Annotated in this window: 18 protein-coding genes; 15 read left to right on the top strand and 3 right to left on the bottom strand. The window is 35.5% G+C overall.

Features of this window, described 5'->3' with window-relative positions; translation table 11 throughout:
• Positions 1-127 precede the first annotated feature (127 nt).
• Together ubiE and H033_RS0107525 are read left to right on the top strand one after the other, a co-directional pair.
• Positions 128-856 (top strand): bifunctional demethylmenaquinone methyltransferase/2-methoxy-6-polyprenyl-1,4-benzoquinol methylase UbiE, encoded by a 729-nt coding sequence (gene ubiE, locus H033_RS0107530; protein WP_026837750.1) that lies wholly within the window; start codon positions 128-130, stop codon positions 854-856.
• 4 nt (positions 857-860) lie between these two features.
• The gene (locus tag H033_RS0107525) at positions 861-1,568 is read left to right on the top strand and encodes a porin family protein (protein WP_026837749.1); all 708 of its coding nucleotides are present in this window, start codon (positions 861-863) and stop codon (positions 1,566-1,568) included.
• Here the strand turns inward: H033_RS0107525 and H033_RS0107520 are convergent.
• Complete coding sequence (locus H033_RS0107520; RefSeq protein WP_026837748.1) at positions 1,562-2,296, bottom strand: TrmH family RNA methyltransferase; 735 nt, start codon at positions 2,294-2,296, stop codon at positions 1,562-1,564. The two genes, H033_RS0107525 and H033_RS0107520, sit on opposite strands and share 7 nt — an antisense overlap.
• A gap of 37 nt (positions 2,297-2,333) precedes the next feature.
• Between H033_RS0107520 and H033_RS0107515 the strand changes: the two genes are divergently transcribed.
• The 13 genes from H033_RS0107515 (at position 2,334) to H033_RS19810 (ending at position 17,398) form a co-directional block, all read left to right on the top strand.
• Complete coding sequence (locus tag H033_RS0107515) at positions 2,334-4,898, top strand: BamA/TamA family outer membrane protein (RefSeq protein ID WP_026837747.1); 2,565 nt, start codon at positions 2,334-2,336, stop codon at positions 4,896-4,898.
• Positions 4,899-4,946: 48 nt separating this feature from the next.
• Positions 4,947-6,014, top strand: coding sequence for a class II fructose-bisphosphate aldolase (gene fbaA, locus H033_RS0107510; protein WP_026837746.1), 1,068 nt, complete (start codon positions 4,947-4,949; stop codon positions 6,012-6,014).
• Positions 6,015-6,072: 58 nt separating this feature from the next.
• Positions 6,073-6,930, top strand: coding sequence for an acetyl-CoA carboxylase, carboxyltransferase subunit beta (gene accD, locus H033_RS0107505; RefSeq protein WP_026837745.1), 858 nt, complete (start codon positions 6,073-6,075; stop codon positions 6,928-6,930).
• Positions 6,931-7,066: 136 nt separating this feature from the next.
• Positions 7,067-7,336: a 30S ribosomal protein S15 gene (gene rpsO, locus H033_RS0107500; protein WP_026837744.1), complete on the top strand. Its 270-nt coding sequence runs from the start codon at positions 7,067-7,069 to the stop codon at positions 7,334-7,336.
• Between the two features lie 223 nt (positions 7,337-7,559).
• The gene (locus tag H033_RS0107495; RefSeq protein WP_026837743.1) at positions 7,560-9,800 is read left to right on the top strand and encodes a polyribonucleotide nucleotidyltransferase; all 2,241 of its coding nucleotides are present in this window, start codon (positions 7,560-7,562) and stop codon (positions 9,798-9,800) included.
• Between the two features lie 281 nt (positions 9,801-10,081).
• Positions 10,082-10,945: an RNA polymerase sigma factor RpoD/SigA gene (locus H033_RS0107490; RefSeq protein WP_010230640.1), complete on the top strand. Its 864-nt coding sequence runs from the start codon at positions 10,082-10,084 to the stop codon at positions 10,943-10,945.
• Positions 10,946-11,140: 195 nt separating this feature from the next.
• A complete protein-coding gene (locus H033_RS0107485) occupies positions 11,141-11,548 on the top strand; it encodes a BLUF domain-containing protein (RefSeq protein ID WP_026837742.1) in 408 nt (135 codons plus the stop codon).
• Between the two features lie 663 nt (positions 11,549-12,211).
• Positions 12,212-12,622: a BLUF domain-containing protein gene (locus H033_RS0107480; RefSeq protein ID WP_026837741.1), complete on the top strand. Its 411-nt coding sequence runs from the start codon at positions 12,212-12,214 to the stop codon at positions 12,620-12,622.
• Positions 12,623-12,946: 324 nt separating this feature from the next.
• Complete coding sequence (locus H033_RS0107475) at positions 12,947-13,795, top strand: NAD(P)H-binding protein (RefSeq protein ID WP_026837740.1); 849 nt, start codon at positions 12,947-12,949, stop codon at positions 13,793-13,795.
• Positions 13,796-13,814: 19 nt separating this feature from the next.
• Positions 13,815-15,242, top strand: a complete 1,428-nt coding sequence (locus tag H033_RS0107470) for a phytoene desaturase family protein (RefSeq protein WP_026837739.1) — start codon at positions 13,815-13,817, stop codon at positions 15,240-15,242.
• A 17-nt stretch (positions 15,243-15,259) separates the two neighbouring features.
• A complete protein-coding gene (locus H033_RS0107465) occupies positions 15,260-15,664 on the top strand; it encodes a BLUF domain-containing protein (RefSeq protein ID WP_026837738.1) in 405 nt (134 codons plus the stop codon).
• Positions 15,665-15,723: 59 nt separating this feature from the next.
• Positions 15,724-16,386, top strand: coding sequence for a ribulose-phosphate 3-epimerase (gene rpe, locus H033_RS0107460; RefSeq protein ID WP_026837737.1), 663 nt, complete (start codon positions 15,724-15,726; stop codon positions 16,384-16,386).
• Positions 16,373-17,398, top strand: a complete 1,026-nt coding sequence (locus H033_RS19810) for a YpdA family putative bacillithiol disulfide reductase (protein ID WP_051227836.1) — start codon at positions 16,373-16,375, stop codon at positions 17,396-17,398. The genes rpe and H033_RS19810 overlap by 14 nt, the downstream gene beginning before the upstream one ends.
• Positions 17,399-17,522: 124 nt before the next feature.
• Here H033_RS19810 and H033_RS0107450 read toward each other — a convergent pair whose 3' ends face one another.
• The gene (locus H033_RS0107450) at positions 17,523-17,888 is read right to left on the bottom strand and encodes a hypothetical protein (RefSeq protein WP_026837736.1); all 366 of its coding nucleotides are present in this window, start codon (positions 17,886-17,888) and stop codon (positions 17,523-17,525) included.
• A 156-nt stretch (positions 17,889-18,044) separates the two neighbouring features.
• Positions 18,045-21,791 carry an HYR domain-containing protein gene (locus H033_RS22045; RefSeq protein WP_026837735.1) on the bottom strand — a complete coding sequence of 1,249 codons (3,747 nt, stop codon included), beginning with the start codon at positions 21,789-21,791 and terminating at the stop codon, positions 18,045-18,047.
• Positions 21,792-22,385 lie beyond the last annotated feature (594 nt).

Genomic DNA, 22,385 nt, shown 5'->3' with positions numbered 1-22,385 from the left:
TTCCAGTTATACTAAAAATCAAAGATAAGTTATTTTATACAACTGCTTTTAGGTAGTTTCTTAATAATTATACAATCTTATCAACTCTTTTATTGGATATCCCCTATCTTTGAATCAAATTTTTCTGATGGATAAAAAAGTAACGCCCTACAAAGATTCTTCGCTTAACAAAAAAGAGCAGGTAACTCAAATGTTTGATAATATTTCTGAAAATTACGACGGACTTAATCGTGTTATTTCATTTGGAATAGATATTAAATGGCGTAAAAAAGTTGTTGATTTAGTAAAGGAAAGAAATCCAGAAAATATTCTGGACATTGCTACTGGAACAGGGGATTTGGCTATTAACTTAGTAGAAACCGGCGCTAAAGATATAATTGGATTAGATATTTCTGAAGGAATGCTGGAAGTAGGAAGAAAAAAGATTGGAGCTAAGCATCTCTCAGAAAAAATAAAAATGGTTCAAGCAGATTCTGAAGCCCTTCCTTTCGAAGATGGAACTTTTGATGCGATTACTGTAGCATTTGGGGTTAGAAATTTTGAAAATTTAGAAAAAGGACTTTCAGAGATTTATCGCGTTTTAAAACCTAATGGAATTTTTGTAGTTTTGGAAACCTCTGTTCCTACCAAATTCCCCTACAAACAAGGTTATAAATTTTATTCCTCGAAACTGTTACCAGTGATTGGAAAATTATTTTCGAAGGACAAAGCAGCCTACTCCTATTTGAGTGAAAGTGCAGCAGTTTTTCCATATGGAGCAAAGTTCAACAATATTTTAAGTAAAATTGGGTTTATAGATATAGATGATAAGCCTCAAACATTTGGTGTCGCAACCATATACACAGCTTCTAAATAACTATATGAAAAAAATTGTTGCCATTTTAGGGCTTTGTTTGTTCTGTTCTCAAGCAAATGCTCAGATATTTTCAGGAGAAAGCATTATTAATCAAGAAAACATAGATAACAAAAGATGGTCTTGGGGATATTACTTGGGCTTTAATACCTATGATTTTGATTTTGATTATAAACAGTATAGTCCGAGTCCTCTCCTTGGAAAGGATTTTAATATTGAAAGATCGATAGGCTTCAATGTGGGTTTAGTTGGAAGCTTAAAACTAAACCATAATTTCGATCTACGTTTAGAACCTGGTGTCACCTTTAATACCCGAAATTTTCAAGTCACAAAAGCAGATCAAAATACTATCCGGGAGATTAATTCTACTTATGTACATATCCCTTTATTGATTAAATTTTCTGCAGACAGGCTCAACAATTTTAGGCCATTTGTATTAGCAGGGGCTTCTACTTCAATAAATTTATCTAGTAACGAAAATAATCCAGATGATAATAGTGTTGGCCAGTTTAGAATGAAAACCAATACATTTTATTACGAGGTTGGTGTCGGGTTAGATCTATATTTGCCATATTTCAAATTCTCACCTTCATTAAGAGGAATATTCGCTATAAATGATGAATTAGTTAGAGATGCAAATCCAAATAGTATATATACAGGCAATGTGGAACAAATGAGAACTAGGGGTATATTTTTAAATTTTACTTTTCAATAATTTTCCTTCCGTCTAAATTCACTTAATAAAATAGCAGTTGCTGTTGCAACATTTAAACTCTCTGTGTTTTTTGCATTGCTGAATTGAGGAATGTTAATTTTCTTTTCCACTAACTTTTTGATATCTTCAGAAATACCATTGGCCTCATTTCCTAAAATAAGTATAGAGTCTTTAGGCATTTCTGAAACAAATAAATTTTTACCTTCAAGAAAAGTTCCTGCTTTAAGATGAGAATTATTTTCCTTCAGAAATAATGGCAAGTCTACATAATCAATCTTTACTCTTGTAATACTTCCCATGCTAGCCTGAACCACTTTAGAATTGTAACAATCTACCGTATCTAAAGAACACAACAAGGTTTGCACCCCAAACCAATCACAAAGTCTAATTATAGTTCCCAAATTTCCAGGATCCCTTACCCCGTCTAAAGCAATAACCAATCCGTCTAATTTTATTTCAGTTTGAACTGGAATTTTAAAAATAGCCAAAACTATTTGCGGAGTGCTTAAGCTGCTTATTTTTTTTAGTTCAACTTCAGATATTAGATGAGTTTTATCCTGAGCGGCGTTAAAAATATCTTTGGTGGTAAAGAGAGAATACAATTCAAAATTTGATTCTAAAACCTCCTCAATTCCCTTTTTTCCCTCAACAACAAACAGACCCATTTTGGTTCGATGTTTTTTTTGCTCAAGACTTGTTATTAACTTAATTTGGCTTTTGCTAACCATGCAATTAATGTATTTTTGAATCCTTAATTCAGCTTTATTGAAACGCTATCCCGCAAAAATATCGTTATTATTTTTAACCTTGGCATTTTTCATTTCTTGTGATGCTGTAAAAAGAGTCAATAACGACGAATTACTACTTACGGAAAACACCATTTTTCTTAATGGTGAAAAAATTAAGGAATCTAGAATTTACAACCAAGTATACCAGGAGCCTAATGCAAAGCTATTAGGCTCTCCAATTAGACTTCATTTTTATAATCTAGCAAAACAAAATCCAGATTCAGTTTTCCAAAATTGGCTTCAGAAAAAACCAAATAGAATTAAGCGATTAGAGAATATTTATTCTCAAAAACAGGTGGATAAAATTGAAGAATCTTACATAGATCTAAATAAGTGGATCAAAAAAACAGGAGAAGCACCTGTAATTATAAAAGAAGAATTAACCAAAAAATCTAAAAACAGACTTCAAGCCTGGTACTTTAATAATGGTTGGTTTGATGCTGAAATAGATTATGAGATAAAACCTAAAGAAAATAAAAGAGGTGAAATAGATTATTTTGTCACTTCCTATGAGCCCTATATTGTAGATACCATAAACCAAAGAATCGGTTCGGTAGTAATAGATTCCATATACAATGCATATTCTGCCAGTTCCTTAATTACTTCGGGCGTGCAATACAAAACTTTAGATTTTAATGCCGAAAGGGATCGATTGTCCAGATTATTCAGAAATAATGGTGTTTACTATTTCGATCAAGAATATATAAGTTTTGAAGCTGATACTGTAGGAACTAAATATAAGGTAAATGCCACAGTTATAATTAATAACAGACAAGTTACCCAAGGGGATACTACAGCAAGAGTCCCTTTTAAAATACACACCATAAGTAAAGTGAATGTGTTTACAGATTACACTTTTAATAATCGTTATAAACCAGTAACCGATAGCGCTAACTATAAAGGATATAATATTTATAGTTTCGATGAGCTTAAGTATAAACCTCGCGCTATTACAGATGCCATTTTTATAAAACCGGGAGAGATCTTTAAAGATACAGACAGAACCCGAACTTACAACAGAATGAGTTCTTTGCGAGTGTTTAAATACCCCAATATTGAGTACTCATTGGATCCTACTGATAGTACAAACACCGATTTGATAGCAAATATTTTTTTAAGTCCGCAGCCTAAATATTCATTAGGATTCGATTTTGATATTTCTCAAAGTAATATCCAAGATTTTGGGGTTGGCTTTGGGGGCTCGCTTTTAATTCGAAATGTTTTTAAGGGTGCCGAAAATTTTGAGGTTTCAGCTAGAGGAAGTGTTGGTTCCTCTTCAGATGCTGCAAGAGGAAGCTCGCAAGATCAATTCTTCAATATTTCTGAAATTGGTGCAGATATCAAGCTTATTTTCCCTCGGATTTTCATGCCTTTTGATACACAGAAATTTATTCCGAAATACATGTCTCCGTTTACAACCTTAAGTTTAGGGATTAGCACGCAGAACAATATAGGATTAGATAAACGGAACTTGAACGGTATTCTAAATTACAAATGGAATCCTTCAAAAATACTTTCCCATAGACTAGATCTTTTAAATATTCAATATGTCCGAAATTTAAATACAGACAATTATTTTAATGTATATCAAAACTCTTATAAAAACCTAAATGAAATTGTTCAATCTGGAGATGTAGTCACAAACCCGAGCTATATTAATGAAAACGGAGAATTAATTATTCCTACTGGTGCAGAAAATTTCATTAGTGATGTAATTCAAAACGATCCTAATACCTCTGGGGTTTCAACAGATCAAAGACAATTAGTTAATAATATAAGCGAGCGCAAAAATAGACTAACAGAAAATAATTTGATTTTTGGATCAAGTTTTACTTATTTGAGCAATAATAAAGATAATTTATATGATGATGATTTTTCCCGATTTCGGTTTAAGATTGAAACTGCAGGAAATTTTCTAGCTGCTTTTTCGAGTCTGACAGGGGCGAAAAAAGATAATCAGGGGAGATACGATCTTTTAGGAGTAAATTATTCTCAATACGTTAAAACCGAAATAGACTATATAAAACATTGGGATTGGGGAAATAAAAACATTTTTGCCATAAGAGCATTTTCAGGTATTGCCATTCCTTATGGAAATGCTAATAGCATACCATTTATTAGAAGTTTTTTTGCAGGAGGACCTAATGACAACAGAGCTTGGCAAGCCTATGACCTGGGTCCAGGTAGTACTGGAGGAAAAAACGAATTTAATGAAGCCAATTTGAAATTGGCGTTTAATGCAGAGTATAGATATAATCTTTTTGGAGCCTTAAATAGTGCGTTTTTTATTGATGTTGGAAACATTTGGAATGTGCTGGATATCGTGGAAGATCCTGCCGCTACTTTCACTTCACTATCAGATCTTAAAGATATTGCTATTGGTTCTGGAGCTGGCTTGAGATACGATTTTAATTTTTTCGTGTTGCGATTCGATGTTGGTCTTAAAACTTATGATCCGTCAAGAGCTCTGGGTGCTAGATGGTTTAAAGATTACAATCTATCCCATGCTGTTTATAACGTAGGCATCAATTATCCGTTCTAAACAAACTAATTTTCTTATTTTTGTAAATCTTAATTTAAACTAACTAATATGAGTCATAATATAAAACCAGGGGTTGCTACTGGAAAAGAAGTACAAGAAATTTTTAAGTACGCAAAAGAAAAAGGATTTGCTCTTCCCGCAGTAAATGTGGTTGGTTCTAGCACTGTAAACGCCGTTATGGAAACTGCAGCAGATCTAAACTCTCCGGTTATTATTCAGTTCTCAAATGGAGGTTCACAGTTTAATGCAGGGAAAGGACTTTCTAATGAAAATCAAAAAGCAGCTATTGCTGGTGGGGTTGCAGGAGCTTTACACATCCACGAGCTTGCAAAGGCTTATGGAGCAACCGTGATCTTACATACAGATCATTGCGCTAAAAAATTATTGCCTTGGATAGATGGACTTTTGGATGCAGGAGAAAAGTTCTACAAAGAACATGGCAAACCATTGTACAGTTCTCATATGATAGATCTTTCTGAAGAATCTATTGAAGAGAATATTGAGATATGTAAAAAATATCTTGAAAGAATGAGCAAGATGGGAATGACCTTAGAGATCGAACTAGGAATAACTGGAGGTGAAGAAGATGGAGTAGACAACACCGATGTAGATGATTCTAAATTATACACACAACCCGAAGAGGTAGCTTATGCTTTTGAAGAGCTGAGCAAAGTGAGTGATCAATTTACTATTGCTGCAGCCTTTGGAAATGTGCATGGAGTTTACAAACCAGGGAATGTAAAACTAACTCCAAAAATTCTTAAGAATTCTCAAGAATATTTAAGTAAGAAGCATGGATTAGGAGATAATCATATAGATTTTGTTTTTCACGGTGGAAGTGGATCTTCCGTAGAAGAAATTAGAGAAGCTATTGGTTATGGAGTTATAAAAATGAATATAGATACCGATCTTCAATATGCCTTTGCTGAAGGAATTCGTGATTATATGGGAGACAAAAAAGAATATTTAAAAGCCCAAATCGGAAATCCTGACGGAGCAGAAGTGCCTAATAAGAAATATTACGACCCAAGAGTTTGGTTACGTGCTGGTGAAGTCACTTTTAAGAATAGACTTAAACAAGCATTTGAAGACCTTAATAACGTAAATACACTTTAATAAAACGAAAACTGAAATAATTATTAATTATTTCAGTTTTTTCATTAGAATATAAATTATGGCTTGGTTTAAAAGAACACAAAAAGGAATTCAAACTGCCACTGAAGATAAGAAAGATGTACCAAAAGGATTATGGTATAAATCACCTACAGGGAAGATAGTAGATGCGGACCAATTAGAGAAGAATTTCTATGTAAGCCCAGAAGATGGATATCATGTTAGAATTGGAAGCAAAGAATATTTTAAAATTCTTTTTGACGACAACAAATTCAAAGAGCTTGATAAAAATATAGAATCTAAAGATCCATTAAAATTTACGGACACTAAAAAATATACCGAGAGATTAAAAGCTGCACAAGAAAAAACTGGACTTACAGATGCTGTGAGAACCGCAGTTGGAAAGTCTAAAGGTAATGAACTAGTAATTGCCTGTATGGACTTTAGTTTCATAGGAGGATCTATGGGTTCTGTTGTAGGTGAAAAAATTGCCCGAGCAGCAAATCACGCCTTAATAAATAATATCCCATTCATGATCATCTCGAAATCTGGAGGTGCAAGAATGATGGAAGCTGCATTATCTTTAATGCAAATGGCCAAAACATCTGTGAAATTAGCACAATTGGCAGATGCCAATATTCCTTATATTTCATTATGTACAGATCCAACTACAGGAGGAACTACAGCCTCTTTCGCAATGTTAGGAGATATTAATATTTCTGAACCTGGAGCGCTTATTGGATTTGCAGGACCAAGGATTGTAAAAGATACCACAGGGCAAGATTTACCAAAGGATTTTCAGACTGCAGAGTATTTAAAAGATCATGGGTTTTTGGACTTTATAACCCCAAGATCTGAATTAAAAGATAACGTGAATTTATATTTGGACTTAATTTTAAATCAGCCAGTTAGAAGTTAAATTAGGATGTTTTAGTAATTCCTTTTACTTGATCAATAAAAGATTTCACTTCTATAAGGTTTAATAAAAATATAGTATATTTGCGCCTTGACAGAAATACTGTCTGTACATAAAAATCATTAAAATTAATATTGGAATGTATTTAACTAAGGAAGAAAAGCAAGAGCTTTTTAAAAAACACGGAAATAGTGCCAAAAACACTGGATCCGCAGAAGGTCAAATCGCATTGTTCACACAACGTATTTCACACCTTTCTGGACATTTAAAAACAAATCGTAAAGATTATAATACTGAGCGATCTCTTGTAAGATTAGTAGGTAAAAGAAGAAATCTACTTGATTATTTAATGAAGAAAGATGTCTTAAGATACCGTGCTATCGTAAAAGAATTAGGATTAAGAAAATAATTTTCAGGGGAGCTATATGCTCCCTTTTTTTTATTCGTATTAATATAACTTCTCACTGTCTTTAGAATTATTTTAAAATTTTACTCTTAGCAAAGTCAAAGAGTAGTTTTTCATTGGTCACACAACAACCACACAACAACACAACTTGTTCGTCCAGAAAGACGAAGACCATTGTATAACACACGATTTGCATTCATGCAAATTGGAATTGAAAAAAAACAATATGATACCAAAAGTTTTTAAAGAGGTTATCGATCTTGGGGATGGTAGAGAAATTTCTATCGAAACCGGAAAATTAGCAAAACAGGCACACGGATCCGTAGTGGTTCAGTCTGGAAAATGCATGATGCTTTGTACTGTAGTTTCTAACTACGAACAAAAGGATTTGCCATTCTTACCTTTAACGGTAGATTACCGTGAAAAATTTGCAGCAGCAGGACGTTACCCAGGTGGTTTCTTTAAAAGAGAAGCACGCCCTAGTGATGGTGAAGTTTTAACAATGCGTTTAGTGGATCGTGTACTACGCCCATTATTCCCGAAAGATTACAGTGCTGAAACACAAGTAATGATTCAGTTAATGTCTCATGATGAAGATGTGATGCCAGATGCTATGGCAGGTCTTGCCGCTTCTGCAGCAATTCAATTATCAGATTTCCCTTTTGAATGTGCTATCTCTGAAGCCAGAGTAGGACGTGTAAATGGTGAGTTTGTAATCAACCCAACTAGAGCACAGTTATTAGAATCTGACATAGATATGATGATTGGAGCTTCTGCAGATTCTGTAATGATGGTGGAAGGTGAAATGGATGAAATTTCTGAAGAAGAAATGACAGAAGCCATTAAGTTCGCTCATGAAGCTATTAAACTTCAGATTGATGCACAACACCGTTTAGCTGATGCTTTCGGGAGAAAAGAAGTACGTGAGTATGACCGCGCTGTTGAAAATGAAAGTTTAGCGAAGAAAGTTCATGATATGGCTTATGATAAAGTCTATGCTGTTGCAAAAGCTGGTTCTTCTAAGCAAGAACGTACAACCGCATTCGCTAACATCAAAGAAGAGGTGAAAGCATCTTTCTCTGAAGAAGAATTAGAAGAATATGGTGGCTTAGTCTCAGACTACTATCGCAAAGCTGAAAAAGCTGCAGTTCGTGACCTTACACTTAACGAAGGTCTACGTTTAGACGGTCGTAGGACTGACGAAGTACGTGACATCTGGTGTGAGATTGATTATTTACCTTCTGTACACGGATCTGCAATCTTTACACGTGGAGAAACTCAGGCATTAGCTACAGTAACTTTAGGTACTTCTAGAGACTCAAATAAAATAGATATGCCATCTTATGAAGGAGAAGAAAATTTCTACCTTCACTATAACTTCCCTCCTTTCTGTACTGGTGAAGCAAGACCTATTCGTGGAACATCTCGTAGAGAAGTTGGTCACGGTAACTTGGCTCAACGTGGATTAAAAGGAATGGTACCAGATGATTGTCCTTACACAGTACGTGTAGTTTCTGAAGTTTTAGAATCTAACGGTTCTTCTTCTATGGCAACTGTTTGTGCTGGAACAATGGCAATGATGGATGCAGGGATACAGATGAAGAAGCCAGTTTCTGGGATTGCAATGGGATTAATTTCTGATGCTGAATCTGGAAAATATGCAGTATTATCTGATATTCTTGGTGATGAAGATCACTTGGGAGATATGGATTTTAAAGTAACTGGAACGGCAGATGGTATTACCGCTTGCCAGATGGATATTAAGGTTAAAGGATTAGGTTACGAGATTCTTGTGAGTGCATTAAAACAAGCAAGAGAAGGTCGTTTACACATTCTTGAGAAAATAACTGACACTATTGCTGCTCCTAGAGCAGATGTGAAAGAATATGCTCCAAAAATGGTTTCCGTTCGTATTAAAAATGAATTTATTGGTGCATTAATTGGACCAGGAGGAAAAGTTATTCAAGAACTTCAAAAAGAAACTGGATGTACGATCGTTATTAACGAAGATCCAGTAACCGAAGAAGGTATTGTTGAAATTTTGGGAACAGGACGAGAAGGAATCGACGCGGTATTAGCGAAGATTGATTCTATCACCTTTAAGCCAGAAGTGGGATCTGTATATGAAGTAAAAGTAATCAAGATGTTAGATTTTGGTGCTGTTGTAGAATATTTGGATGCACCAGGAAACGAAGTATTATTACACGTATCTGAGTTAGCTTGGGAACGTACAGAAAATGTAAGCGATGTTGTAAACATGGGCGATGTGTTTGATGTAAAATACTTTGGCCTAGACAAACGTACACGTAAAGATAAAGTTTCTCGTAAGGCCTTGATGGACAAGCCAGAAGGTTATGTTGCACCTAAGCCAAGAGAAAATAACGACAGAGGTCGTGATAACAGAGGATCTAGAGATTCTAGAGGACGTGATGATAGAGATCGCAAGCCTAGAGAAAATAGAGACTAAGCTATTAAAATTAGTTTAAAGAGGTCGATTGAAAAATCGGCCTCTTTTTTTTGTGCGAGTTTTTAAATAAATTTATTTGCGTTAGGGATTGCAGCAAAAAGCCCGAAGCGACCACAGGGAGTGAGGACTTGAAGCGAAAAGCCCGACCGTGAAATCCATTTTTATGGATTGAGGGGGAGCGCCCAAAAAGAATTAGTAGGACTTTTGTAACATTTTCGTGAATTCTTACGTATAACTTAATACAAGAGCTATTCACAATTAAAAATCCAGGGAGAAGATAGATGAGACAACTTAAAATTACGAAGCAGGTAACTAACAGAGAAACCGCTTCGCTAGATAAGTATTTGCAAGAAATTGGTAAAGTAGACCTAATTACTGCTGAAGAAGAGGTAGAATTAGCACAAAAAATTAAAGCGGGTGATGACCGTGCACTAGAGAAATTAACAAAAGCGAACTTGCGTTTTGTCGTTTCGGTAGCAAAGCAATATCAAAATCAGGGATTAACTCTTCCCGATCTTATTAACGAAGGAAATTTAGGATTAATTAAAGCTGCGAAACGTTTTGATGAAACTCGTGGTTTTAAATTTATATCCTACGCAGTATGGTGGATTAGACAATCTATCCTGCAAGCATTGGCAGAGCAATCTCGTATTGTACGTTTGCCATTGAATAAAATTGGTTCTATAAACAAGATCAATAAAACATTCGCTTTTCTTGAACAATCTCATGAGCGCCCACCAAGTGCTGAAGAAATTGCAAAAGAACTGGATATGACTATTAATGACGTAAAGGAATCTATGAAGAATTCTGGCCGTCACGTATCTATGGATGCTCCTTTGGTAGAAGGTGAAGACTCTAACTTGTATGACGTTTTACGTTCTGGGGAGTCTCCTAATCCGGATAGAGAATTATTACATGAATCTCTTAGAACAGAAATAGAACGCGCTTTAGAAACGCTTACTCCACGTGAAGCAGATGTTATTAGATTGTATTTTGGTCTTGGTGACCAACACCCTATGACATTAGAAGAAATAGGCGAAACTTTTGATCTTACTCGTGAGAGAGTTAGACAGATCAAAGAAAAAGCGATTAGAAGATTGAAACATACTTCTAGAAGCAAAATCTTAAAAACATACTTGGGATAAATTTCCCATAACGATGACAACAGTATATTCCCGATATCTATTGGGATAACTGTTCGTTTTTTGATTGATGAATGACCTCGGAGTGATGACCGGGGTTTTTTCATGTCTAAATTTTATTTGATAACATTGAAAATACCATTAAACAGTTTATAATTATTGTTATTTTAGTAAAATGTAACCTATAATCTTATCTCCATGCGTTATGCAATTAGCTACGTAAGTTCTGTAAATTCCAATCTTACTGAAGATGATATTCTTAAAGTACTGAAATACACGAGAAACTGGAATAATGACAATGGTATCACCGGGATACTTCTCTATTCTGACGGAAATTTTTTTCAAGTACTCGAAGGTGAAAAAGACCTACTGAAATCCCTATTGTCAAGAATCGAAAAAGATGAAAGACATTATAATGTGATGGTGATTTTCGAAAAAGAAGTATCTGAAACAAAATTTGATGACTATCAATCGGATTTTATTTCCTTGGATTCTCGCTTTCAGTCTAGAAATTTAGCGCTCTACTTCTCTCAAATTGAGAAATTAAATCCTAAAATTCAGAGTTCTGTGCGTTATATTTTAAACAATTTTGCTGAGGGCATCTAATCCTTATAGCTTTTTTTTTAAAATAATTCAGAGGATAATTATAAATTACACATATTGTCCGCCACAGTTTTGTCTGCTGATTTATCGGTTTTCAATCTGAGCAAAAATGATCTATATAATAGAAGCAGATCAATTGTAAATCGATATTAAGTATTAAGTACAAAAATAGTTCTACGTATTTTTAGTGTATCCGCTTTGCCGCTTATTAAATATTCTAAACATTAATAATGCAATACTTTTGTTTACCCTCATCCTATATACATCAAAAAAATTTAGTGTTATTCCAAATTATGAGAATAAGACCTCCCTTGAGGACTGGGTTAAAGGAATATTTGGCTTAGATATATTGAAATTAACTTTTAGGACTGTTTACGGATAAAATTATCGTTTTATTGGTAGTAATATATTTGAAGTTTGAAACACACTAAAAAGTAAAATCTCAATTCCATAACTGGAATAAAATTCCAGTAAAGTCACAACAGTTTAGTCCACCCTAAAATTGAGATCTCTGTTTGATTCTTGATTGGTGAGTGTAAAATCGGAATAATTCTGGGGTTGTTTCATTTTATGATTTTTAGTGATATTAAATAAATTACAACAAATAATTTCAAATTGGTTTATTTAAATAACTAGCTTGCGGGTTAACCTATTAACCCCATAATCATGCATTACGCCATTAGTTATGTAAGTTCTGCCAACGAAAACCTTACAGAAACAGAAATTAAAAAAATTCTGGATTCTAGTAAAAAAAGAAACATTGACCGTGGCATAACTGGGATCCTTCTTTTTTTAGAAGGCAATTTTTTTCAGGTATTAGAAGGTGAAATGGAGACCTTAAAGGCTCTTTTTCAAAAGATAAAATATGATTTCCGCCATTACAATGTAATGGCAATTTTTGAAAAGGAAATTGACGAAGCAAATTTTGAGGGGTATTCCGCAGACTTTATAACCCTTAATTCTCAAATTCAGGAAGAGGATTTTGGCAGATATTTATCTCAGGTTGAAACTTTAAATCCTTCCATACAAACTTCTGTTAAAAAGATCATGAATAATTTCTCCGAAGGAATATATTAGCGCTACAAATCTTAATATTTTATACTTAAAGTCCAAATTTGTTCTATTGAGTAGTATACAAACAATTATATTGCTTGTTTCCGCCATACCATAATTTTTTCAACAACACATTTTAGCTGGTTTTAGACCCTGAAACTCCCGAGGCTTCGGTACAGGTGAAGTGACCATTTTTAAGTGAATAATTGATCAATTCACATAATACGGATATTCAATATTCAGATTTGAATAATTTCATATCATCATTTAAAATTGTGTTAATCAATCGAAAATATTTTCATGTTTTGGCCCTTTTAACTAAATTCAACTAAGTATATAGGGAAAATTATGGAAAGTGATAAAGTATTTGTTGCAGGGGCATCGGGAGTCCTAGGACTCGAAATAGTTAAGCTTCTTTCAGAAAAAAAAATTCCTATTAGAGTAATTACGAGTTCTGAAGAAGGAGAGAAAAAATTATCTCCCTACCCTAACGGTATCTGGCAAGCAGATGTTTCTTTTCAAAGTGCAGAACTAAAAAATATTAACAAGGATATTTCATTTGTGATTTCTGCAATGGGTAAGAATCTCAGTTTTTTTTCCTCTTCCTATAATTCTTTTTATGAAACTGATTTTAAAGCAAATAAGAATATTCTTGAGGATGCAGTAAAAAACAAGGTGAAAAAATTTATTTATATTTCAATCAAGGGAGCTGATATTTCAGAAGACTATACCATCCCGAAAGCACTTAAACTTTTTGAAGAAGAATTAATAGCTTCAGGCTTGAATTATACATTTTTTAGACCTGTTGGTTTATATTCATGTTTAGACGATCCCGCAATAATGGAAAAACGAAAGGTAATTCCTATTGTGGGTTCTGGGAATGCACGAACTAATAGTATACATCAAACCGATCTTGCAGAAGTAGTAGTAAAACATTTGCACGAAGAACCAAATATAATTGAAGTTGGTGGTCCCCTAATCCATACGAGAATGGAAATGGCAGAAATGATTAAAGAAAAAATTGGAGCTCAGATCATTAAAGTACCAAAAAATGTTCCTGAAATAGGATTTGCTATTCCAAAATTTTTTAGTAATAATTTGGGCGATAAACTTGATTCTTTTAATTTTATTACTACCCATGATATGATAGCAGAAAACATGGGGCAATTACATTTAAGGAATATCTGGAAAGCTTAGATTTAAAGAAATTACCATAATGACTGAAAACTATGATGCGATTATTACTGGTAGTGGATCAAATGGATTGGCTGCCGCTATTTATCTTCAGCAAAACGGATTAAAAACCGCGATTTTTGAACAAGCCTCCACTCCAGGAGGAGCCACCAGAACAGAGGAGTTAACGCTCGAGGGTTTTAAACACGATGTGGGTTCTGCTATTCTTCCACTTGGATACGCATCTCCTTTCTTCCGTAATTTGCCATTAGAGGATTTTGGTTTAGAATGGATATTTCCAGAAATACCTTACTCCCACCCTTTTACAGATGGAACTGCTCTCTCGTGTTATCAAGACCTTAATAAAACCGCAGATCAGCTTGGAGAGGACAGGCAAGCCTATCTAAATATTTTTGAATCGATTGTGAAAAACTGGAATAACCTGGATAAAGACCTGTTAGCACCTTTAGGGATTCCAGAACATCCAGTTGATTTTTTAAAATTTGGTTTAAAAGCCCTTCCCTCAGCCAAGCTATTGGCAGATCATTATTTTAAAAATGAAAAAACCAAAGCTTTTTTTTATGGCTCTGCAGCTCATTCCACTTTGCCTCTTACCAATATCGCTTCTGCCTCATTTGGACTTGTATTAACCACAATAGCTCATAAATTTGGCTGGCCATTTCCTAAGGGCGGAGCTCAGAATTTCACGAATTCGCTTCTGGCATACTACCGTTCCCTTGGGGGAGAGTTGTTTCTCAACAATAAAATTGAGCACTTGGAACAATTACCAAATGCTAAAGCTTATTTGTTTGATCTTACTCCAAAACAGCTTCTGAATATAAAAGGATTTGATTTCAATAACCTATACAAATCTAGAATGGCAGCTTACAATTACGGCGCTGGAATATTTAAAATAGATTGGGCCTTGAGCGAACCTATTCCGTTTACTAATGAAAATTGCCGAAAATCCGGAACTGTACATATTGGATTTTCTACCCAAGAAATAGAGGAATCGGAAAAAGGAATACATAAAAAAAAGATGACAGATACACCTTACGTCCTGATCGCCCAACATAGTAATTTTGATAAAACTAGAGCCCCGGAGGGAAAATATACAGCCTGGGGCTATGTTCATGTTCCAAATGGAAGTATAAAAGATTATTCAGAAATAATTGAAAATCAGATTGAACGTGCAGCACCGGGTTTTAAAGATATAATCCTGCAGCGTTCAAAGATGAACACCGTTCAATTACAACACTGGAATCCCAATTTAATAGGGGGAGATATCAACGGAGGAAAACAGGATATAACGCAACTATTCACTAGACCAATTATCACTTTATCCCCTTATTCAACACCCGATCCAAGGGTTTATATTTGTTCCTCCTCTACACCACCAGGTGGTGGAGTTCATGGAATGTGCGGTTTTAATGCGGCTAAAAAGGTTATAGAAGATCATTTTAAAAATTAACAATTAAAATTAATACTATGAGATATGCTATAGTATATGTAAGTACAGCTTCCGATGAATTGGAAAAAAAAGAAATTGAAAATATTTTGAATTCAAGTAAAACATGGAATAACCAAAATGACATAACCGGACTTTTACTTTTTTCTGATGGGAATTTTTTTCAAATTATAGAAGGTGAAAAAAAGAAAATTTCTGAACTATTCGATACTATAAAATCAGATAAGCGCCATCATGATATTATTCAGATATTTGGGAAAGATATCCATAAAGAGGCTTATGATGGATTTGCTTGTGATTTTGTTTTAGATTCTGCCGATTATGACCAAGAGAAATTTCAACATTATTTAAATCAGACAAAGGTTTTAGAGAAGAGTGCTCAAATAGCTGTGGAAAATATATTGAAGGTTTTTTTACCTATTTAGAAAGAAGGAACCTATTTTTCTTGCTATTTTTGTGCGCACTATAACGACACACAATACTTATGAGCACAAAATTAATTGCCCCTTCTGTATTAGCAGCCGACTTTGGGAATTTACAAAGAGACCTGGAAATGATAAATAATAGTGAAGCCGACTGGTTTCATATTGATATTATGGATGGTGTTTTTGTTCCAAATATTTCTTACGGAATGCCGGTTTTAAAGGCTATTGCAAAACACGCAAAAAAGACTATTGATGTTCACTTAATGATCGTAGATCCGGATAGATACATCAAAGAATTTGCTGAGCTTGGATCTGATATTCTAACGGTACATTACGAAGCATGTACGCATCTTCATAGAACCATTCAGGCTATTAAAGCTGAAGGCATGAAAGCGGGTGTTGCTCTAAATCCTCATACTAATGTAGATTTATTGAAAGATACCATCAAAGATATCGACCTAGTTCTTATAATGAGCGTTAATCCAGGATTTGGTGGTCAGAGTTTTATTGAAAACACTTATAATAAAGTGAAACAATTAAAAACGATTATTGAAAATGCTGGTGCCAAAACACTAATTGAAGTTGATGGTGGAGTAACCGATAAAAATGCAGCAGCGTTAGCTAAAGCAGGAGCAGATGTTCTGGTTGCCGGAAGTTATGTGTTTAAAGCTTCCAATCAAATAGAAACTATTAAAGGACTTAAGGAAATTGCAAATTCATAAAACATTAGACATCGTTATTATTGGGGGAGGTCCAATTGGGATTGCCTGCGGACTGGAAGCTAAAAAACATGGATTAAGCTATGTTATTTTAGAAAAAGGATGCTTGGTAAATTCTATTTACCACTACCCTACTAATATGACATTCTTTTCTACTTCTGAAAAATTAGAATTAGACAACATACCTTTTATAAGCACCAATCCGAAGCCGCATAAAGCTGAAGCTTTAGAGTATTATAGAAGGATCACGACTTCCAATGAATTGAATATTCATTTATTTGAAAAAGTGAATTCTGTAGAAACCCTGGAAAATAAGCTTCATAAAGTAACAACCACAAAAGCTTCTTACACTTCCAAAAACATAATTGTTGCCACAGGCTTTTATGACATTCCAAACTATTTGAATATTCCCGGAGAAGATCTTCCAAAAGTGAGTCATTATTATAACGATCCGCATTACTATGCAACTCAAAAAACTATTGTAGTAGGTGCAAGTAATTCTGCTGTAGATGCCGCATTGGAGATCTACCGTAAAGGTGGAGATGTTACTATGGTAGTGCGAGAAAAAGCTATAGGAGAGCGAGTAAAATATTGGGTGAGACCAGATATAATTAATCGTGTAGAAGAAGGTAGTATCAAGGCATATTTTTCCTCCTCAATAAAAGAAATCACGGAAAAGGATATTCTTATTGATACTCCAGACGGACAAATAAGAATAGAAAATGATTTTGTAGTGTTGCTCACAGGATATCGTCCAAATTTTGAATTTTTGAAATCTATCGGGATATCCCTTTCTCCAGATGAAAAGAGAATTCCAACCTATAATGAAAACACAATGGAAACCAATATTCCAGGAATTTATCTGGCGGGAGTAATTTGTGGAGGAATGGAAACTCACAAGTGGTTTATAGAGAATTCCAGAATTCATGCAAAAATGATTCTTGACGACATTGCGAAAACAAATCAAGAACCTCGGGACAATGAGGTATATTCCGATGGTTCGGGAGTAAAATAACTTCAAAATTTCAATGCATCCCGATAACTCTCAATACGGGAAATTTGACCCTCCTTGAGGCATTAAAAAAAGAGAGGAACTTAAATTTAAGTTCCTCTCTTTTTTTAATATTTAATTTTGTTATTTACAATACCACAACTTCGGCATCCCTATAATTATATTTTCTTCTATTCAGCAATCGTCCATAAAAAGCAAAATCATCATTTTCATATTTAAAAGAATTATCTAACCATTTATTCGATTTCTTAATTGGAAAAGAGAAAATCTCTATTACTGGATAATGAGAATCGGTTGCAGTTGTATCTTCCACCCCAATTTCTATTGCTTTCTCTTCCTTATTAAAAGATACATATTTTGCTAGAAAATTATATTTAATTAGATCTATAAAGTCTTCAGATAATTCTTCACATTCAATGCAATTTTTCAAATAATCTTTAACAATTACCCTCATAGCAGTTTCAATTTCGAACTTATTGTAGTAGGTTATCATAAATATTGTTTGTCGTTTGGAAGATAAATTTACTTTAATCCACTTAGTATCAACTCATTTTATAGAAGGTTTAACGAGGCTTCCTAATATTATCAAAAAATCAAATGCCTCAGTTTTTTGGCTGAAGCATTTGTCCATGATTAATTGATTGGTTAATTATTCTACTATAATTCGCTTGTCATAGGAGTGTCCAGTAGCTGTTGTAAGCTTTAAAATATAGATTCCGCTCATTAAATTTTTACGTTCAAAAATCACGTCTTTATTTTCCAAAGCTTTTAAAGATCCAGTAAACAAGGTTTCAATTAGTCTTCCAGAGTAATCATAGACTCTAAGAATGACATTAGAATCTTCATTAACACTAAACCTAACTGTAGAAACGGAAACTACTGGATTAGGAGTCATCGTTAAGCTCTCCAAAACTTCCGGCTGCAGGTCTTGCATAATAATAGGAGTACCTTTAGTCACAACTTCCTGGCCTTTTCCTTTAGGTTTGTGGATCACGATGGAGCCACCGCCAATTACGGTTGAAGCATCAGCATTTTCTGCAACACCTAACTCGTTGTCATAAATAACCTGACTAGAAGAACCGCTCGCAAAAACTTTGATCCTGAATTTGTCAAGGCCATCACCACCTAGTCCATTTCCATCGATTACGGTGACGATAAACTTATGACTGCCAGATCCGTTCACGGTACCATTACCTCGATAAGTGGCTTTTTTATCGCCAGATATAACCAAGGACATATTATCATAAGAACTGCTCTTAAAGTGGAAATCTCCTTCTTTAAATTGGAAGTTGGTGTTACCATCAACTTCCGTTGTATTGGTTTTGCCAGTTTTATATTTGGCCACAAATCCGAAGTTTGCTTTACCTTCAATTAATGGGCTATTAACCAATGCTCCAGGTTTAGAATAAATCCATCCACCACCGGTAACAAAGCCGCCAGCAGGATCGTAGATCACTAAATAGTCCGGATAAGTCACCGTTGTATTGTTTTCGCAAGCATCTGTTACTGATAAAGTCACCGTATAAACTCCCGTGGGCAATAAGGTCGACAAACTAATTGTTCTATCAGAAACCACCGCATCCACATAAATAAAATTCACACCATCACTTGAAAAACTAAAGACTGGAGTTTTTAGTGAACTACAATCAGAATAATTGGCTGATATATTGAAAGCGGTTCCAACTTGTACAGGAGCAGTTGGCGAAGTAAGGTTTGTTACTTCTGGTTCTTTGGTATCCTGAACAGTGATAGTTTGTGAACAACTAGATGAATTTCCATTAATGTCGGTAGCAGTAAAAGTCCTTTTGATTGTATAATTATTAGGACAGCTACCTGGAATGATTTCATCTGATGAATTGATTGAAGCTACTCCACAATTATCAGTGGCTGTTGCATTTCCTGTATTAGCGGTCGAGGTATCATCTCCACATTCTAAGGATTTATCAATAGGGCACGTAATCACTGGCGCTTCATCGTCGATAACCGTAACAGTGAACGAGCAGCTTGTTGCATTACCACTTGCATCGGTTACAGTAAAAGTATTGGTCGTGGTTCCTACAGGGAACGTAGATCCGCTCGCAAGACCTGATGTCTGAGTGGTGGTTGAACCGGAACAGTTATCAGTTCCTACAGGTGCAGTATAAGTTACCACAGCACCGCAAACACCAGCATCATTGCTTTGTGTGATCGGAGCAGGACAAGTGATGGCAGGCGCTTCTGTATCATTGACCGTAACACTGAATGAGCAGCTTGTTGCATTACCACTTGCATCGGTTACCGTAAAGGTATTGGTCGTGGTTCCTACAGGGAACGTAGATCCACTCGCAAGACCTGCTGTCTGAGTGGTTGTAGAACCAGAACAGTTATCAGTTCCTACAGGTGCAGTATAAGTTACCACAGCACCGCAAACACCAGCATCATTGCTTTGTGTGATCGGAGCAGGACAAGTGATGGCAGGCGCTTCTGTATCATTGACCGTAACACTGAATGAGCAGCTTGTTGCATTACCACTTGCATCGGTTACAGTAAAGGTATTGGTCGTGGTTCCTACAGGGAATGTAGATCCGCTCGCAAGACCTGCTGTCTGAGTGGTGGTTGAACCAAAACAGTTATCAGTTCCTACAGGTGCAGTATATGTTACCACAGCACCGCAAACACCAGCGTCATTGCTTTGTGTGATCGGACTAGGACAAGTGAGGACAGGCGCTTCTGTATCATTGACTGTAACAGTGAACGAGCAGCTTGTAGAGTTACCACTTGCATCGGTTACAGTAAAGGTATTGGTCGTTGTTCCTACAGGGAACGTAGATCCGCTCGCAAGACCTGCTGTCTGAGTGGTGGTTGAACCAGAACAGTTATCAGTTCCTACAGGTGCAGTATAAGTTACCACAGCACCGCAAACACCAGCATCATTGCTTTGTGTGATCGGAGCAGGACAAGTGATGGCAGGCGCTTCTGTATCATTGACCGTAACAGTGAATGAGCAACTTGTTGCATTACCACTTGCATCGGTTACAGTAAAGGTATTGGTCGTGGTTCCTACAGGGAACGTAGATCCGCTAGCAAGACCTGCTGTCTGAGTGGTTGTAGAACCAGAACAGTTATCAGTTCCTACTGGTGCAGTATATGTTACCACAGCACCGCAAACACCAGCATCATTGCTTTGTGTGAGCGGTGCAGGACAAGTGATGACAGGCGCTTCTGTAACATTGACCGTAACACTGAATGAGCAGCTTGTTGCATTACCACTTGCATCGGTTATAGTAAAGGTATTGGTCGTGGTTCCTAAAGGGAACGTAGATCCGCTCGCAAGACCTGCTGTCTGAGTGGTTGTAGAACCAGAACAGTTATCAGTTCCTACAGGTGCAGTATATGTTACCACAGCACCGCAAACACCAGCATCATTGCTTTGTGTGATCGGAGCAGGACAAGTGATGGCAGGATTTTGATTGTCATTGACTGTAACAGTAAAGCTACAGATACTAGACCCACAAGAATTAGTCGCTTTTACAGACACGTTTGTGGTGCCTTTATTAAAAGTTAATCCACTCCCCGTTCCAGAACCTGAACCAGTAGTTGATCCACTAAATGTATATGAAAAAGTTGGTGTGGGCGATCCAGTTGATGTTACAGAATAGGTAACATTAGCCGTGCAAAGACCAGATGAAGTATTTGCGGTATGATTACCAGGACAATTTATTTTCGGTGCTGTACAAACAATGTAATTAGCAGTATAGGTAACTGCACCATTACTTACGTCACCACGAACACAAATTACTCTTGGATTAGAGATATCTGGAAAACTAAAACTCGTGTTGGATGTCCATTTATCAAAAACCTCACCAAGTGAGTTTGTAGCTGGAGCAGTTAGTTGTACTGAATGCATACTCGTAACAGCAATAGAATAAGTATTTCCTGTGTCTGCAGAACCACTTGAGTTTGTTCCGGATCCAGTACAATTTAAAGAATTAGTCAATCTAGCAGATACAGTTATGGCGCCAGAAGAAGTCTTAACTCTTACATTTGCATCAGTAAATTCCGTAACAGCAGTTCTGCCTGAAATCTGGCCTGTTGCCGTCAACACAAAAGATACTCCCAAGTGATTTTCCTTAATCAAAAATTGATCATTATAAATATTCCCAATGGCATCAGCAATTGCAAAAATATCATGGGAATTTACACAGGTCTCAGGCTTGGGTGTTTCTTCAAAAGTGAAGTCTACCAATTCTCCGGGCTCCCAACCAGTCCCTGTAATGATCACGTACTCACCCGGAGCGTAATCAAGCTTATCGGTTGTAACCGTCTGCGCCCATCCGGAAAAAGCTAGTAAAAATCCAATAAAAAAGAGGGGAATTCTCGTGAATATCCCTTTACAGCGAAGTAGAAATTTATCCATAACAATGATTATTTAAAAATTAATTAAATATTCTGAACAAAAAACAAATAGAAATATAACTGCGGGGAATTAACTTAACTTGAAATAACACGTTCAGAAATATTTAGGGATAATTCTGATTTGGAGATGAGTACCCAAAAATTCAATAAGCTAATTTGAAAACGAATTAACAACTTATTAAAAAATGTTTAGGATATTAATTTTTCTTTTCGAGGAAAATAGCATTTATGCCGCCCAATAACACAGATATTTGATTTTTAGAAAGTAACGAGATTGTATGTTGTAAAATTTTAATACAAAACTTCTATCGAAACAGAAATCTAGAGCTCTCGCTACGGATTTTTTTGAAACCCCGGCAGGAGGATTACCTGCGGTGATCACTCAAAGCTCCACTTTAATAATATTTCAAACAAAAAAAACGCTTAAGCGAACTTGGAATTTTTCCTTATTAAACTATTCATTAGTGACCTCGGCTGGAATAGCGTGGGCTTTTCCATTAACCTCCCGCCTGAAAATAGAAAGTCACCACGCCATTTAGGTGTTGAGAATTTTTATTTCCTCCAAAATCTTGAGCAAGCTCGGTTTTTCGGAAAT

This window comes from Gillisia sp. JM1 (assembly GCF_000424645.1).
Classification (GTDB): domain Bacteria; phylum Bacteroidota; class Bacteroidia; order Flavobacteriales; family Flavobacteriaceae; genus Gillisia.
Note: the sequence above shows the minus strand (reverse complement) of the source record. Positions and strands in the feature narration are given on the sequence as shown.

What these genes read in the sequence shown, in the direction of transcription:
- ubiE (WP_026837750.1), top strand. Translation starts at nt 128, where the DNA reads ATGGATAAAAAAGTAACGCCCTACAAAGATTCTTCGCTTAACAAAAAA.
- H033_RS0107525 (WP_026837749.1), top strand. Translation starts at nt 861, where the DNA reads ATGAAAAAAATTGTTGCCATTTTAGGGCTTTGTTTGTTCTGTTCTCAA.
- H033_RS0107520 (WP_026837748.1), bottom strand. Translation starts at nt 2,296, where the DNA reads ATGGTTAGCAAAAGCCAAATTAAGTTAATAACAAGTCTTGAGCAAAAA.
- fbaA (WP_026837746.1), top strand. Translation starts at nt 4,947, where the DNA reads ATGAGTCATAATATAAAACCAGGGGTTGCTACTGGAAAAGAAGTACAA.
- accD (WP_026837745.1), top strand. Translation starts at nt 6,073, where the DNA reads ATGGCTTGGTTTAAAAGAACACAAAAAGGAATTCAAACTGCCACTGAA.
- rpsO (WP_026837744.1), top strand. Translation starts at nt 7,067, where the DNA reads ATGTATTTAACTAAGGAAGAAAAGCAAGAGCTTTTTAAAAAACACGGA.
- H033_RS0107495 (WP_026837743.1), top strand. Translation starts at nt 7,560, where the DNA reads ATGATACCAAAAGTTTTTAAAGAGGTTATCGATCTTGGGGATGGTAGA.
- H033_RS0107490 (WP_010230640.1), top strand. Translation starts at nt 10,082, where the DNA reads ATGAGACAACTTAAAATTACGAAGCAGGTAACTAACAGAGAAACCGCT.
- H033_RS0107485 (WP_026837742.1), top strand. Translation starts at nt 11,141, where the DNA reads ATGCGTTATGCAATTAGCTACGTAAGTTCTGTAAATTCCAATCTTACT.
- H033_RS0107480 (WP_026837741.1), top strand. Translation starts at nt 12,212, where the DNA reads ATGCATTACGCCATTAGTTATGTAAGTTCTGCCAACGAAAACCTTACA.
- H033_RS0107475 (WP_026837740.1), top strand. Translation starts at nt 12,947, where the DNA reads ATGGAAAGTGATAAAGTATTTGTTGCAGGGGCATCGGGAGTCCTAGGA.
- H033_RS0107470 (WP_026837739.1), top strand. Translation starts at nt 13,815, where the DNA reads ATGACTGAAAACTATGATGCGATTATTACTGGTAGTGGATCAAATGGA.
- H033_RS0107465 (WP_026837738.1), top strand. Translation starts at nt 15,260, where the DNA reads ATGAGATATGCTATAGTATATGTAAGTACAGCTTCCGATGAATTGGAA.
- rpe (WP_026837737.1), top strand. Translation starts at nt 15,724, where the DNA reads ATGAGCACAAAATTAATTGCCCCTTCTGTATTAGCAGCCGACTTTGGG.
- H033_RS0107450 (WP_026837736.1), bottom strand. Translation starts at nt 17,888, where the DNA reads ATGATAACCTACTACAATAAGTTCGAAATTGAAACTGCTATGAGGGTA.
- H033_RS22045 (WP_026837735.1), bottom strand. Translation starts at nt 21,791, where the DNA reads ATGGATAAATTTCTACTTCGCTGTAAAGGGATATTCACGAGAATTCCC.